Below are 14,252 nucleotides of genomic sequence, written 5' to 3' on the forward strand. Positions count from 1 at the left end.
CGGGTGATGGAATGTTGACGGACCGATTAAGACGGTTAAATAGATATAGAGAGATAGCATCATTATTTGTAAAATATGGATTTGGCTATGTGCTGGAAGAGGTGGGGCTGTTCCATATCCTTTCATTGAAGGATCGAATCGCTGCAGATGTAAAAAGAGGAAATACAAAAGAAGCAGGTTACCGGATAAGGTGTATGTTAGAAGAACTGGGGCCCGCTTTTATAAAGCTTGGCCAGCTCCTCAGCATCAGGAGTGATATGCTTCCTGAAGAGATTGTCAAAGAATTGGAGCTGCTTCAGGATCAGGTTCCTCCAGTGTCTATTGAAAAAATAAAAGAAAAGCTTCACCATGAGTTTGGCAGGCCAGTTGAGGAAGTCTTCGCCTATTTTAATGAGGATTATGTAGCAGCAGCTTCGATTGGGCAGGTTCATGAAGCAGTACTGACAACTGGGGAGTCTGTCATGGTGAAGATCCAGCGCCCGCAAATCAAGCAGACCGTCCATACGGACCTTGATATTTTAAGAGATATTGCGAGGTTGATTGAGCAGCGATATGACTGGGCTCAATATTACAATATAACTGATATGGTTGAAGAGCTGTCTGAATCAATCCGCAGGGAGCTGGATTATACTGAGGAAGCCCGTAATACGGATATGGTCCAAAAGCAGTTTGAAGATTGTGAATCAATAAAAGTGCCAGTTATCTTTCCTGATTACTCAACTCAGCATATTCTCACTATGGAAAAGGTCGAAGGGATTAAGCTCAACGAACTGAATACTACTGTTATTGAAAATGAGGAAAAACGGAGGATCGCGGATTTATTGGTAAGTGCATTCATAACCCAAATTTTAAAAGAAGGTTTTTTTCACGGTGATCCGCATCCTGGTAATATCCTTTATAATCAAGAAACTCAGCAGTTGATTTTTATTGACTTTGGGCAGGTAGGCCGTCTGTCAGCAAGCTTAAGGTATGATTCTGCATCCATGATGATGGGAATCATGCAAGAGGATACTCATAAGATTGTCAAGTCTATCTTCCGGATGGCCTATGTTCCTTCTGATATTGATGAACAGCATTTTTATGACCGAGTAGATGGAATCAGGAAAGCGGTTGAAAGGTCGTCGAAAGATGGTCTAAGTTTAGGTTTGACCGTCAAAGAGTTGTTTGCTGCGGCACAGGAACATCGGATCATCCTGCCAAAGGAAATGACAATGATGGGGAAAGCGCTGATCACGATTGAAGGAATCATCTCCGAAATTGACCCAGCCCTGGATATGATGGAGATAGCCAAACCTTATGGGGAACAGATTATGATGGAGAGGTACGATCCGATTAAAATGGGTAAAAGGCTTTGGAATAAAGCTGAGGATTTGTCTGATACATTCACCAATATCCCGAATCAGGTTGAAAATGTTTTAAACCAGGCTTCAAAAGGTGATTTAAAGTTTGAAATCAGCTTATCTGAAATCAATCGGATCCTTCATAAATTCGACCGCATCAGCAACCAGGTTTCCTTCAGTTTGACACTGCTTGCCTTCAGTATTGTTGTTCTAGGTTTGATTGTAGGAGCAACATTTGGCAATAATACTATACTGACAAGCGTGCCGGCCATCGAAGTAGGATTTATCATTGCATTCGGAATGTTTTTATGGATAATTTATTCTATATTGAAGTCTGGCTGCTTTTAACGTAGACTTTTTTCATAAAATTAGGCAATGTTCATACCATTGCCCTTTTTTCTGTGGAAAAGATAGTTATTTGAGCAGATTACTGTAATGAACTAAGGATTCGGAGGAGCTAATTATGCCTTGCAGAACTACTGATGAATTAAATGAACTGGTACAAAAAGCAAAAAAGTATACTGATGGCGGGAAGGTTGCAGATTACATTCCTGCCTTGGCGATAGCGAATCCTGAAGAGTTGTCCGTTGCCATTTTTCATGATGATGGAACTTGTGTCTCTGCCGGGGACATTCAGCAGAAGCTAACTTTGCAGAGTGTCTCAAAAGTACTGACACTTGCACTCGCCCTTATAGATTACGGAGAAGAGGCTGTTTTTGACAAGGTGGGTTATGAACCAACTGGTGATCCGTTCAATTCCATTGTTAAACTGGAATTTAGTCCTTCGAAACCGTTGAATCCAATGATTAATGCAGGGGCACTCGCAGTGACTCATATGATAAAAGGGAGGGATTCCGAGGAACGGTTCCAACGGATTCTCTCATTCATACAGGAACTGGCAGGTAATTCTTCTGTTGGTTATTCAGATGAAGTTGCTCAGTCAGAATATGAAACTTCAGATCTCAACAGAGCATTATGCTATTTTTTAAAGCAGCATGGGGTGATTGATGAGGATGTTGAGGAATTGTTAAAGGTTTATACGAAGCAATGCGCGATCGAAATGGATTGCCTGGATCTTGCCCGGATTGGTTGTGTGTTCGCAATGGATGGTTTGGAGCCTGCTACTAATCGAAGGTTGATACCTGCCCATGTGGCTCGTCTTTGTAAAACATTCATGGTTACCTGTGGAATGTACAATGCTTCGGGAGAGTTTGCTGTAAGGGTCGGAATTCCTGCAAAAAGTGGTGTATCAGGTGGGATTATGGGGTCTGTTCCAAATAGATTTGGTATTGGTATTTTAGGGCCAGCCCTTGATGAGAAAGGGAACAGCATTGGAGGAATCAAGCTGCTTGAAAGCATGTCTGCAAAGTATAAAATGAGTATGTTTTAATGAGGATTTTTTCCACCGCCACAGCCATGAAAAAATTGAAGGACGTGTACATGAGTACCGTCCTTAATTTGAATATAATTAACCCCCGAACGCATCAAGAATATCTTCAACTTCCTTCATATTGAGTAATTTTGCAGCATCCGTTTGCTCTTTTATGACTCTTGCTTTTATAGGTGATTGAATGTGGTAGATTCCATCTTCAAGCATAGAACGAATGTCGGCGAGCTGCTGAAGGATTTCAGCAGAACCACCACTCAATACTGGCTTTGGATTTAGGTAATGATGGAGAGCGGATAGGACAAGGTGGCTCAGCGAACTGTTTTCAGCATGATATTCGATTTGGTCCGCGATTTTTGGAGAAACCGCATACGACTCTCCAGTCTTGACATCAATATATCGTTCAGGGACAGTTATCGCGATCTTATTTGCATAATCCGTATAGGTGTTTGACATACCGATCATCCTTCAATGGAAATTAGTTCCTCGGTATTCTCATGTTGTTTCTTGAGTTGATTCATTTTGGCTAAAATCATGAGTCCGAAGACGTTCAATTTTTCCAGGTTTTCAGGGAAAGTCAGCTCGATTGGGCGTCCCTTATCGGCCCATCTGACGGCAGCTTCCTGGATTTGCGTTTGGGCAAGTTTTGCTGCCCCGCCAACTGCGATATAGCGGGATGCCCCCTTGATTTCACTGGAACTGCTTCTGGCACGGTCAAAATGCTCAAGATACTTTATAGCCATGATTCTCAATTGAGGAATCACGTACTTGCTAATATCTTTTCTGACACCGGCGAAGGGTTCGACGTACCACTCTGATAGGCCGGCGAACAGCTTCTCTTCAAGTTCAGATCTGGAGTCGAAGGTGTATAATTCATTTTTGCTAACTTTTTTAATGATTGTATCTAAAAACAAATTGATTCCAAAGTGGTCTCCTTCAACTGACGCAACAGGTTTGCTGTTCTTAATACCGACAAAATCTACAGAATCACCGCCAAGGTCTCCAATGATAACGCCTTTCTTGGAATCCTTTACTAAAATTTCGTCCTTAATTGTCAGTGTATCGACATCCCGAATTAATCCTAAATAGGCACAGGCTCCTTCAGCGCCAACAATTACATCCTTGATTTCAAGCTTGACAATCAGTTCTTTCGGCTCCGGAATTCCCGGCACTTTATGGAGTGTAATGGTATGGTTACCAATCAAGCGCTGCTTGAGTATTTCTTTCTTCTCCTTATATTGCGTGGTTGGAAGAGATACAGCTAATTGGTCTATACAATAGCTTAGTTCAATGTCGGTTGGATTAATGAGAGATGCATGGTAGGCTGCAGCGGCAAACAGAAGGATATATGTGCGGTCTTCGTCAGCTTTTTGATTATTGCTTGCTGTCAGGCTGACATTTCTTTGCTTGGCAGCCGCCTTTCCAGCGTAAAAGATTTCTCTTTTGTTTGTGATCGCCGGACTTTTTATCTCTACGATCAAATTTTCCTCGAGTTCAATATCTTCCTCATCATAGGGCTTTTCATAAAATTCATCGTCATACAATGCAATGGCGTTTGGCATTTGGTATTCCATCAGCTCTCCGTGATCAGAGGCCAGAACCTTATACCAGCTGTTGCCTATGTCGACTGCGAAATAATTATAATTGTTCATTTTATCCTCCTCCTTTTGAATCCTATGCAAAAAGCAAGTTCAATTGTGCAAGTACCTAGTTTTTATGTAGTAAAGAAATTAAATAATGAGGAAAAATGGATGATCCGAAAAAAATCCGCATTTGTGCTGATTCATTCATCTAGTCCAAAAAATCTAGCAGGAATAGGATAAATTGTACAAGAAATTTAAAAGGAGGAAAAAAATGACTAATGACCATAAAGGTAAACGTGGTTGCGTGAGTGTCAATAAGTCTGCGTCCAGGAACGAATGTGTGAACGTGCCAACTCCAGGTTTGGTACCGGCTGCTAACCTTCCTGTTACTCTTGCAGACATCACTGTAACAGACCATCTAGTTGCCGACATCCATTTTCCGGATCCAGTACTTGAAATCAAGGATATCAAAAAAAGGGTGAAAATCGTCCAGTGCAGATTGCTCTTAGGTCCTACTTCAAACCCTGATACAGGTATCCCGCTATTTATTAAAGGTTTCATCCGCAAAAATATCCAATATGCAACGCCTTGCCCGCATGCTAAAAGCGATTGTGTTTCTTCAGAGATGCGCTCTTTGACTGTGGATGTGCCATTTGAGTGTGTAACGATTATCACAGATTTTTTGACTGATCCAGTACTCCCAGTATCCAATACTCGTGAAGAATTTGACTTTTTCAGAGCACAGAGCCTGGGCCATGGTTATCCTGAAAAGGATCAGATGCTATCCAGCGACCTCTCACAATTTCACCAGGTAAGCACACAGTTCTACAATCAAATCCCATTCTGCGAACTAGTTTCCAGTAGCATTGTACAATGGGATGAAGCAATAGATCGTTATCCTTTACCTAACAATGGACCATTCGAAGAAGGAACATTCCATAATATCGTGGAAAAAACTTTCTTGCAATTCCGAGTAAGAGTTTACCAAAATCAGCAAGTTGCCATCAATGGCAATGGATGACGACAATAGCAATGGCTAACCCTCATGAATAAAAAGGGTTATTAAGATGCAACAAAATGGCGATGGCAGCTGTCATCGCCATTTTTTATTTTGTATTATACATATTCAAGACAATATCTCATCGCTATAAGAATAGAAGCAAAAAAAGTGTCAAAAAAATTTTTGTTTAGGTATTCGGCCAGTACATTACAAATAAATAAAGGGTTTATACCGGGTATCTGCCTTGATTTTTCCTGAAGCATAGGGGCATACGCCTAGACCCAAAAAGTATAAGAGCATAGGATAGAACATCTTCACTCTAAGGAGTTCTAAGGAGGAGCCATGTATGTTTGAACTAGATAAAAATAAAAAACCTGATTATGAGTGTAAGCCTTCAAAAGACCATTTTGAATGCACACCAAAGCATCATCACCCACACGTAAGTCTTGGAAAGGTCGTTACTAAAGTTCCTGTCGTCCTTGCAGAATTGACGCTGCACGTAAATCTGGATACGTTGATTAATTTTCCCGAACCTGTGCTTGAGATCAAAGATATTAAAAAGAGAATAAAATTGACTCAATGCAGACTGCTATTGCCAACGAATAAATTATTTATCAAAGGATTTGTAAGGAAGAACATCCAATACGCAAGCCCGAGTCAGGAAATTGAAGCTTCTTCATCCTCATCAGTAGCTTCTGACCTGCATTCCTATACTGTTGATATTCCGTTCCAGGTAGTAACAGAGGTAAAGCACTTCCTTTCTCATCCTGTCATGCCGCAAGTGAACAACCGGAAGGAATTTGATTTCTTCGTCTCTAAACCTTTGCCAACTGGATTCCCGGAAAAAGATGAATTGCTGACAAGTGACTTGAGCCAATTCCACCAGGAAAGCTCTCAACATTATAATGAATTGCCTTTCTGTGAATTAGTATCAAGTCAAATCATCGAATGGGATGAAGCGATTGATCGTCAGCCGCTTCCAACATCTCATCCGATCGATGAAGGATACTTCCAGACAATCGAAGAGAAAATGGTTATAGATTTTACTGTTCGAGTTCTTCAAAACCAACAAATCCGCGTTTCTTCAGCAACAAATGATCCAGATTGCTATGATGAATCAGAATAAATAACAGGTTAAGGCGGGGTATTATACTAGGCACCATTAGTATATGCCCCTTTATGTTTTGACCTCACTGGAAAGGAGGGCAGGGATAGGTTGCACTAAAAGCAGACCCTTCCATTAAAGATGGAAAACAGAAATAGAACGTTTCACGAGATGAATTTGTTCCAGGGAAATTGGCGAAATCATTCATTGGGTCATAATGAATCAGAGGCCGACTCAGAAATGGATCAAGTATTTGATGAAATCGCGAAGGTTCGAGCCAATGATTTCAATGAAACTGGATTCAAACCTAAGAGAAACAGTTCAGGGAAGCCATTGATTCTAGCTCCACCTGTTATTAAAAGTTTCGAAGAAAAACCTCCATCTTCAAGAAAAAAATTTACAATAGAACAATCCGAGGAAGAATCAAGTGACTTATTAGAGATTGTTGGCGGAAGCGAGGATTATTTAAAGGAGGAAATGCAGGAAGAATACGAGGAATCCTCTAGTGAGATAATAGTTGATGAATCCAGCAATCTTTCAGAGGAAGATCCAGATCAGTTATTAGCTTTAGATGAATCTCCTGAAGAACCTTTTTTCTATGAAGACCATGATGAATCAGCTGAATATCAATATGAATCAGCTGAATATCAATATGAATCTGATGATCATCAATATGAATCAGCTGAATCGCCCTCGGAACCTATGGGTTTAGCAAAAGCTGCATATAGTGGAAAGAAATCAAAGACTGAAATGACGAAAGTGAGGCTGCCGTTACACCTGGCAGATGTTGAGCTTGAAATTGACATTTTTGACACATTCACACTTGCGAAGCCAATTTCAGCTGTGTCCAATGTAGAGTGTTCACTTCACTCAATTGATGCGGAGGTATTGCTGCCTTCAGCCAGCTTATTCACTAAAGGTACACTTCTGTTGAATATTGATTATGCATGTACTGATAAATCAGGGACCATGCACTCTCTTATGATTCACATCCCATGGAAAAAGATCATTCCGGTAAAATGGATCCATCAGCCCGAGTTATCATCCAAGAATAGCAAGGAATATTTATTTACCTCCACTTTTGGTATGGAAGAAGGGTATACCCGTGAGTATCGTGAAAGTTTAGTAGAAAAAGTGGAATTTAGCCTGTCAGGTTTACATTGTATATGGAATGAACAATTCATACTGAACGACAGAGTCATGATCCAGGGTACGGCTCGGATGCAAATTGATCTCTATCAAAAACAATGCCTTGACTTACAAAAGCTGATTTCACTATAAAGGAAAAAAGGGTGCCTCAGGTGAGACACCCTTGATTGCATGTTAACTTTCATGCCTCTTCATTAGTTCTTTCATCCTGTCTTTCATGCTCTTTGGCTGTTGGTCCATCTTGTAGCCTGTGTCGCAGGCAGAAGAGGATTCTTCTTCTTTGCCGCCATAGCAGTATCCTAGGTTAACCTGCTGCTTCTGAAGCAATTTGAAGAATAAGCCAACTTCCATCTTTTCTGTAATGCGGCTGAATCGACCCCAGTTGTCAAAATCCTTGTAAAGATCAAGGTCGTTGACAAAAGATGCAAGCAATTTGCAGTCAATCGGCTCATTATAGTACTCATACGTATACGCACCAGAAGTACAGTTATCAGCACCATGGACTTTCTTGTCAATGAATCTTCTTTCGTACACGGTGTTCTTTTGGCTTAAGTGTTCGTAATCAGGGTAATTGTAGACTTTTATAGCCTGGCTACAAGTAAATGGTACATCGACGCTGTAGTCCTTCAATACTCCGCTGCATTGCTCTACATATTGGATATTCTTGTGGACAACTCCAGTTATATAGAGTTTAACCTTGTCATAGTCCATTGCTGAACGGATTGCCTTACATTGCGTAAGAGATACATTCCTGCGCATATGCTTGATCTCGCGTGCTGCTGTAGGGAGGTAAATGTCACTTTCTACTTCTACTTGCAGCTCAACTTCAGCTAGTGCGACATCAATGTCAGCGACTGGATACTGAAGATGATTGCCATAAGGATAGTAAGAATCATTATCGCAATCAACCCGAAGCGTTTTAGCTTCATCACATGAAAGCTGTGGTGGGCAGCCATGGTTTGAATTGCAACCTGTATTTCTCTTCATATCTTTCACTCCTCCTTTTTTTTTAATCAAAAGCAGTAAGAAACAATATAAGTCTGCTTCTTTCTTTTGACTTACTATTTTATATGCCAGTACACCTGTAAATGAATAGACGAATGATAGAGGGCAATCACATATTTTTGAATGTAAGGGTATTTCTTAATAGGATTCAGGACAAGTGCGGATTAATAGACCATAAAGGAACCCCACATTGAGTGGGGTTGGCTTTAGCATGCATTTTGGGAATTAGCGTCCAGAACATAATATCTTCAGAGGATCCATCTTCTTTGCTTTTACCGGAGGAAAGCAGGTGATTCCTACAAAATCTTTTAAGTCGACTTCAAAACAAGCTCCTGTTCTGACGAACCCTTCGATTCCATGGTGTTTACTTTCACATCTTTCTGGACAGAGCAACTCAAGAATCGCACAGCATTTGGATCCCTTCGTAAAATCAACAACCCGGAAAAATGTCGACTTGATATCATAGAAGCAGTCATTGATTTTAACTACGCCTGTACCCACGAAGGTCTCGCAATCACCTTTGCTGCATCCGCACAATAATTTGAACGGGATTGTATCGTAGTTCGACTGTTTGCATTGATTTAGAAGCTCTCTGATTGATCTTTCACAGCTGACATCACACCCATGATTCTTTTCTTTTACCTTGTGCTGCGCTTCATTTATATCCCTGACTTTTTTGCATACGCAAGGATGGGAATGTTTTTCATAATGATGGCTTTTTTTGCAGCCACAATCGTCAGAATCATCGTCCCAATCAATATGCTTATCTTTGACCCTGTGCTTCTTCCAATCCTCGTGATCATTCCAATCCCTGTGATCGTCAAGTTTTTTATGCTTATCATGGTGATGGGACTTTTCCTTCTTATGGCTATAATCATCATCAGGTCGATGATTATCTTTGTAATAGTAATTCATTAAACTCGCCTCTCCTTTCTTATAGAGTGGTGTTGTATTAACAGGATATGGGGAAAAGCAGTGGTTTGTATGGGGATGTGACTATACAGACGAAATTCTTCATAAGTTTTTGGGAAAACTAATCAAGAATATTTGCTATTTGCCTGTTTAACATTCAATATAAAAAGCAGCAAAATGAATTTGGAGGACATGAAATGCTGAAAAAACAGATGGAGAAGTATATAGCTTCGCAAAAGGGTATCGTTCAATTACATAAGGAAGAAAAAGAATATGCAGAACGCCAGGGATTACTGAATGGTGTCCAGGTAAAACAAACAGAGCCTGGTGTCCGTTTCAAGGATGCTTATATTGAAAGAGGCAATAAAGAGACCGACGAGTTCCTCGGGGAAGAAGCCTTCGAATTCCTTAGTCAGCCAATTGGTTATTTTAAAGAGCGGAATAATGAATTCATGTATTTGGAATCCAAGTGGTTTGAACTGATCGGAGCAGATGCCGTCAGTTTTGAAAAAGATGATGTGTTCGGTACATATGATGTGATGCTCGGACTTAAGTTTCAGAAGAAGTATGACGCTGACATCAGGAGTTTCCTCGAAGAAAACCTGAAAGGTGAGGGGTCCAGATTTGACTTGATGTTCGATGCAAATGAAGGAGTATGGAGCCTGAATTTTGCATTGAATGGATTTGATGGCTACAAGGAGGATTTATCCATCGAAGAGGCTTATCATCTGATCTATGGATTTCTTTTTGGTCTCGTAGAGTCTATAGAAAATAGATAACTAAAAAGCGCCTGTTTGGCGCTTTTTTCAATGCTTTAGCAAGGTATCATACTACTATGTTAGAATACTAAAATTTACCATATGTGTTGACATTGGCATGAAGGAAACATAAAATTAGTATAAGTTATTAGTCAATAGTTAAAATTCAGAAAACGGGGTTCATCATGAGCAAAATTGCGATTGGGAAAACAGCGGTCCTGCTGGCATCTTTTACAGAGGAAGAAATGACTTTTTTTCAGGATACGTTAAAAGATGTAAGCTATTGCCTTGGCAAAGTAGGATCGATGAATATGCAAAAAGTTATATCTGCAGTGGAAACCGCTGCCAAGCGCCATGGTCTCATACAACCAAATTTATACCGTGAAACCCATGCACTTTACCATGCGATCATGGAAGGCATGGAGGGGGTCACGCGAGGGCATCTTTCCATTGGTGAAATGAGCCGCACTGTAGGACTTCGCTTTGCTGTTGTCCGTGGAACACCTTATACAGATGAGGATGAAGGAGAATGGATCGCTGTCGCTTTTTATGGAACGATTGGCGCACCTGTAAAAGGGTCTGAACACGAAACGGTTGGTTTAGGAATTAATCACATATAAAGTTGCATTGCCTATAGTCCACTAGTCAGTAGGAGGCGATGATGGTTTAAATATGCCATTGTCGTCTCCTTTTTATTTTATCTCATCAGGAGGTTAGAGAATGATTGTTTTAACAGGAGAAACGTTAACTTTGGAGCAAATCAGACAGATTTGCTATTATGACGAACCAGTTGTTATCAGTCAAGATAGTATGAAGAAGGTAGTTGAAAGCAGGGAAGCAGTAGAGAAAATCGTAGCCGACAAGCGTACGATTTACGGAATCAATACAGGATTCGGCAAATTCAGTGATGTCATTATCAATGAACAGGATGTCAATGCATTGCAGTTAAACCTGATCAGGTCACATGCATGCGGTGTGGGAGAACCATTTCCAGAGGTCGTTTCACGTGCGATGGTCTTACTTAGACTTAATGCGTTGATTAAAGGGTTTTCAGGGATCAGGCCGGTCATCGCTGAAAGGCTGAAGGAATTGCTCAACCTGCAGATCCACCCGGTTGTTCCGCAGCAAGGATCACTTGGCGCTTCCGGTGATTTAGCGCCACTATCGCATTTGGCACTAGTACTGTTAGGTGAGGGAAAAGTGTTCTATGAGGGAAGGGTTTGTGCAACAGAAGAGGCATATAAGAAAGAAGGTCTTGAACCAATTGTATTACAGGCAAAAGAAGACCTTGCCCTGATTAATGGAACCCAGGCAATGACAGCGATGGGTGTTGTCAACTGGATTGAAGCAAATGATCTTGCAAATCAATCAGAATGGATTGCCGCCCTTACAATGGAAGGTCTTGAAGGTGTCATTGACGCATTCCATCCAGCGATTCACGAGGCACGCGGGTATCAGCAGCAAATGGATGTAGCGGAACGTATGAGAAATTTACTGGCTGGCAGTAAATTGACGACTCGACAGGGTGAAAAAAGGGTTCAGGACGCTTATTCATTAAGATGTATTCCTCAGGTGCATGGTGCTTCGTGGCAGGCGCTCGATTATGTAAAAGAAAAGCTAGAGATTGAAATGAATGCAGCAACGGATAATCCGCTTATTTTTGACGGAGGCGAAACTGTCATTTCAGGTGGTAACTTCCACGGTCAGCCGATTGCTATCGCGATGGATTTTATGAAAATCGCTGTTGCTGAATTTGCCAGTATCTCAGAAAGAAGGATTGAAAGACTAGTGAACCCGCAATTAAATGACCTGCCCCCGTTCTTAAGTCCGCAACCGGGGCTTCAGTCTGGAGCGATGATCATGCAATACAGTGCTGCTTCACTCGTTTCTGAAAATAAAACTCTTGCTCATCCTGCAAGCGTGGATTCCATCCCGTCTTCGGCCAATCAGGAGGACCATGTGAGCATGGGAACGATTGCTGCCCGTCATGCACACAGTATCATCCAAAACGTCAGACGTGTACTGGCAATTGAATGCATCTGTGCCCTTCAGGCAGTCCAATATCGTGGTATTGATAAAATGTCACCTAAAACAAGGAGTTTCTATGAGGAAGCAAGAAAAACAGTTCCATCCATTACTGAGGATCGTATTTTCTCCGAAGATATCGAGAGACTTGCAGAATGGCTAAAAAAAAATAAATGGCAGTGGACAGCTATAAAAATACAGGAGAGCTTGGTTTAAAAAAACTTAAAAATTATTGAGGAGTGTGGAAACAATGGCTATCGATGCAAAGCGAAATATTAAAGCGAAAAAGGGACTTGAACTGGAATGTAAAGGCTGGGAGCAAGAAGCTGCTTTAAGAATGCTCTATAACAATCTTGATCCAGAGGTCGCTGAAAAGCCGGAAGATCTAGTTGTATACGGCGGGATTGGCAAAGCGGCAAGAAACTGGGAGGCATTCGACGCAATTGTTGATACGCTGCGCAGGCTGGAAAATGATGAGACGATGCTCGTTCAGTCCGGCAAACCTGTGGCTGTATTCAAAACGCACGACGCTGCACCAAGAGTGTTAATATCAAACTCTGTTTTAGTTCCTAAATGGGCAAATTGGGACCATTTTCACGAACTCGATAAAAAAGGCTTGATGATGTACGGGCAAATGACTGCGGGGAGCTGGATTTATATTGGTTCCCAGGGAATCTTGCAGGGAACATATGAAACATTTGCCGAGGTTGCGAGACAGCACTTTGGAGGCACATTGAAAAATACGATTACGTTGACAGCTGGTCTGGGGGGCATGGGTGGAGCGCAGCCTCTAGCGGTCACGATGAACGATGGGGTGTGTATCGCCGTTGAGGTCGATCCAGAACGGATCAAAAAGCGAATTGATACCCGTTATTGCGACCGGATGACACATTCAATCGATGAAGCCATTGAGTGGGCAAAGGAAGCCAAGCATAATGGAGAAGCCCTTTCAATCGGTCTGGTCGGAAACGCAGCTGAAATCCATTTTGAATTATTGTCCAGAAATTTCAAAGTCGATATTGTAACGGACCAGACATCTGCTCATGATCCGTTAAATGGATATATCCCTGTTGGTCTAACGTTAGAAGAAGCAGCTAAACTCCGCGAGGAGAATCCTCAGGAATATGTAAATCAATCATCTTTATCTATGGCTAAACATGTCGCTTCCATGCTCGAATTCCAGCGAAGAGGCACAGTCACTTTTGATTACGGCAATAACATCCGTCAGGTTGCCAAAGATCATGGAGAGGAGAATGCTTTTGACTTTCCTGGTTTTGTTCCAGCATATATCAGGCCGCTGTTCTGTGAAGGAAAAGGGCCATTCCGCTGGGCAGCTTTATCAGGAAATCCTGCCGATATCCACAGGACAGATGAGCTGATCAAGGAGCTATTTCCGGAAAATCAAGCCCTTCAGCGCTGGATTGACATGGACCAGGAAAAAGTGGAATTCCAGGGTCTGCCCTCACGGATTTGCTGGCTAGGCTATGGTGAGCGAGTGAAGATGGGATTGGCAATCAATGAACTCGTTAGAACCGGTGAATTGAAAGCGCCGATTGTAATAGGACGCGACCATTTAGACAGCGGATCGGTTGCTTCTCCGAATCGGGAAACAGAAGCAATGAAAGACGGCAGCGATGCAGTCGGCGACTGGGCAATTCTCAATGCATTAGTCAATGTCGCAGCTGGGGGTTCCTGGATCTCTGTCCATCACGGAGGCGGAGTTGGTATGGGATATTCCCTTCACGCAGGGATGGTCGTAGTAGCAGATGGCACAGACCTTGCTGAAGAAAGACTAAGAAGGGTATTGACTACAGACCCAGGAATGGGAGTAGCCCGCCACGCAGATGCAGGATATGATATTGCCATTGAAACAGCCAAAGAAAAAGGCGTCGACATCCCGATGCTCCCTTAAAGGGTAAGAGACTGTATTTGGAATGATATAAATAAACATAGCTCGTTTTATACAGCTTAAACTATAGGTTTTAAAA

13 protein-coding genes are annotated in these 14,252 nt (G+C 41.7%); 9 read left to right on the forward strand and 4 right to left on the reverse strand.

What is annotated here, in order from left to right; all coding sequences use genetic code 11:
- The first annotated feature begins 11 nt into the window (after window positions 1–11).
- Window positions 12–1,688 (forward strand): ABC1 kinase family protein, encoded by a 1,677-nt coding sequence (locus LC048_RS08360; RefSeq protein ID WP_306049959.1) that lies wholly within the window; start codon window positions 12–14, stop codon window positions 1,686–1,688.
- A 115-nt stretch (window positions 1,689–1,803) separates the two neighbouring features.
- Window positions 1,804–2,730, forward strand: coding sequence for a glutaminase A (gene glsA / locus LC048_RS08365; protein WP_226604436.1), 927 nt, complete (start codon window positions 1,804–1,806; stop codon window positions 2,728–2,730).
- Window positions 2,731–2,808: 78 nt separating this feature from the next.
- Here glsA and LC048_RS08370 read toward each other — a convergent pair whose 3' ends face one another.
- Together LC048_RS08370 and LC048_RS08375 are read right to left on the reverse strand one after the other, a co-directional pair.
- Window positions 2,809–3,183, reverse strand: coding sequence for a hypothetical protein (locus tag LC048_RS08370; RefSeq protein WP_226604433.1), 375 nt, complete (start codon window positions 3,181–3,183; stop codon window positions 2,809–2,811).
- A 5-nt stretch (window positions 3,184–3,188) separates the two neighbouring features.
- The gene (locus tag LC048_RS08375) at window positions 3,189–4,379 is read right to left on the reverse strand and encodes a ParM/StbA family protein (protein WP_226604431.1); all 1,191 of its coding nucleotides are present in this window, start codon (window positions 4,377–4,379) and stop codon (window positions 3,189–3,191) included.
- 202 nt (window positions 4,380–4,581) lie between these two features.
- Here LC048_RS08375 and LC048_RS08380 point away from each other — a divergent pair, with 202 nt between their 5' ends.
- From LC048_RS08380 to LC048_RS08390, 3 genes are all read left to right on the forward strand, one after another.
- Complete coding sequence (locus LC048_RS08380) at window positions 4,582–5,331, forward strand: CsxC family protein (protein ID WP_226604429.1); 750 nt, start codon at window positions 4,582–4,584, stop codon at window positions 5,329–5,331.
- Window positions 5,332–5,656: 325 nt separating this feature from the next.
- A complete protein-coding gene (locus tag LC048_RS08385; protein WP_226604426.1) occupies window positions 5,657–6,436 on the forward strand; it encodes a CsxC family protein in 780 nt (259 codons plus the stop codon).
- A gap of 219 nt (window positions 6,437–6,655) precedes the next feature.
- Complete coding sequence (locus LC048_RS08390) at window positions 6,656–7,696, forward strand: hypothetical protein (protein ID WP_226604423.1); 1,041 nt, start codon at window positions 6,656–6,658, stop codon at window positions 7,694–7,696.
- 42 nt (window positions 7,697–7,738) lie between these two features.
- On the opposite strand, the gene LC048_RS08395 is transcribed toward LC048_RS08390, so the two are convergent.
- Together LC048_RS08395 and LC048_RS08400 are read right to left on the reverse strand one after the other, a co-directional pair.
- Entirely contained in the window at window positions 7,739–8,551 is an 813-nt protein-coding gene (locus tag LC048_RS08395) for a CsxC family protein (RefSeq protein WP_306049963.1), read from the reverse strand.
- Between the two features lie 243 nt (window positions 8,552–8,794).
- A complete protein-coding gene (locus LC048_RS08400) occupies window positions 8,795–9,484 on the reverse strand; it encodes a CotY/CotZ family spore coat protein (protein WP_306049965.1) in 690 nt (229 codons plus the stop codon).
- Between the two features lie 194 nt (window positions 9,485–9,678).
- Between LC048_RS08400 and LC048_RS08405 the strand changes: the two genes are divergently transcribed.
- The 4 genes from LC048_RS08405 (at window position 9,679) to hutU (ending at window position 14,176) form a co-directional block, all read left to right on the forward strand.
- Complete coding sequence (locus LC048_RS08405) at window positions 9,679–10,260, forward strand: branched-chain amino acid aminotransferase (RefSeq protein WP_226604416.1); 582 nt, start codon at window positions 9,679–9,681, stop codon at window positions 10,258–10,260.
- A gap of 164 nt (window positions 10,261–10,424) precedes the next feature.
- Window positions 10,425–10,859: a histidine utilization transcription antiterminator HutP gene (gene hutP / locus LC048_RS08410; protein WP_226604414.1), complete on the forward strand. Its 435-nt coding sequence runs from the start codon at window positions 10,425–10,427 to the stop codon at window positions 10,857–10,859.
- A 100-nt stretch (window positions 10,860–10,959) separates the two neighbouring features.
- Window positions 10,960–12,480 (forward strand): histidine ammonia-lyase, encoded by a 1,521-nt coding sequence (hutH, locus tag LC048_RS08415; protein ID WP_306049968.1) that lies wholly within the window; start codon window positions 10,960–10,962, stop codon window positions 12,478–12,480.
- A 34-nt stretch (window positions 12,481–12,514) separates the two neighbouring features.
- Window positions 12,515–14,176 carry a urocanate hydratase gene (gene hutU, locus LC048_RS08420; RefSeq protein WP_306049970.1) on the forward strand — a complete coding sequence of 554 codons (1,662 nt, stop codon included), beginning with the start codon at window positions 12,515–12,517 and terminating at the stop codon, window positions 14,174–14,176.
- Window positions 14,177–14,252 lie beyond the last annotated feature (76 nt).

It is taken from the genome of Mesobacillus subterraneus, assembly GCF_020524355.2.
GTDB lineage: Bacteria > Bacillota > Bacilli > Bacillales > Cytobacillaceae > Mesobacillus > Mesobacillus subterraneus_C.

Bases quoted from the DNA above. Each gene is read 5' to 3' on its own strand.
- LC048_RS08360 (WP_306049959.1), top strand. From the start codon at position 12: ATGTTGACGGACCGATTAAGACGGTTAAATAGATATAGAGAGATAGCA.
- glsA (WP_226604436.1), top strand. From the start codon at position 1,804: ATGCCTTGCAGAACTACTGATGAATTAAATGAACTGGTACAAAAAGCA.
- LC048_RS08370 (WP_226604433.1), bottom strand. From the start codon at position 3,183: ATGTCAAACACCTATACGGATTATGCAAATAAGATCGCGATAACTGTC.
- LC048_RS08375 (WP_226604431.1), bottom strand. From the start codon at position 4,379: ATGAACAATTATAATTATTTCGCAGTCGACATAGGCAACAGCTGGTAT.
- LC048_RS08380 (WP_226604429.1), top strand. From the start codon at position 4,582: ATGACTAATGACCATAAAGGTAAACGTGGTTGCGTGAGTGTCAATAAG.
- LC048_RS08385 (WP_226604426.1), top strand. From the start codon at position 5,657: ATGTTTGAACTAGATAAAAATAAAAAACCTGATTATGAGTGTAAGCCT.
- LC048_RS08390 (WP_226604423.1), top strand. From the start codon at position 6,656: ATGGATCAAGTATTTGATGAAATCGCGAAGGTTCGAGCCAATGATTTC.
- LC048_RS08395 (WP_306049963.1), bottom strand. From the start codon at position 8,551: ATGAAGAGAAATACAGGTTGCAATTCAAACCATGGCTGCCCACCACAG.
- LC048_RS08400 (WP_306049965.1), bottom strand. From the start codon at position 9,484: ATGAATTACTATTACAAAGATAATCATCGACCTGATGATGATTATAGC.
- LC048_RS08405 (WP_226604416.1), top strand. From the start codon at position 9,679: ATGCTGAAAAAACAGATGGAGAAGTATATAGCTTCGCAAAAGGGTATC.
- hutP (WP_226604414.1), top strand. From the start codon at position 10,425: ATGAGCAAAATTGCGATTGGGAAAACAGCGGTCCTGCTGGCATCTTTT.
- hutH (WP_306049968.1), top strand. From the start codon at position 10,960: ATGATTGTTTTAACAGGAGAAACGTTAACTTTGGAGCAAATCAGACAG.
- hutU (WP_306049970.1), top strand. From the start codon at position 12,515: ATGGCTATCGATGCAAAGCGAAATATTAAAGCGAAAAAGGGACTTGAA.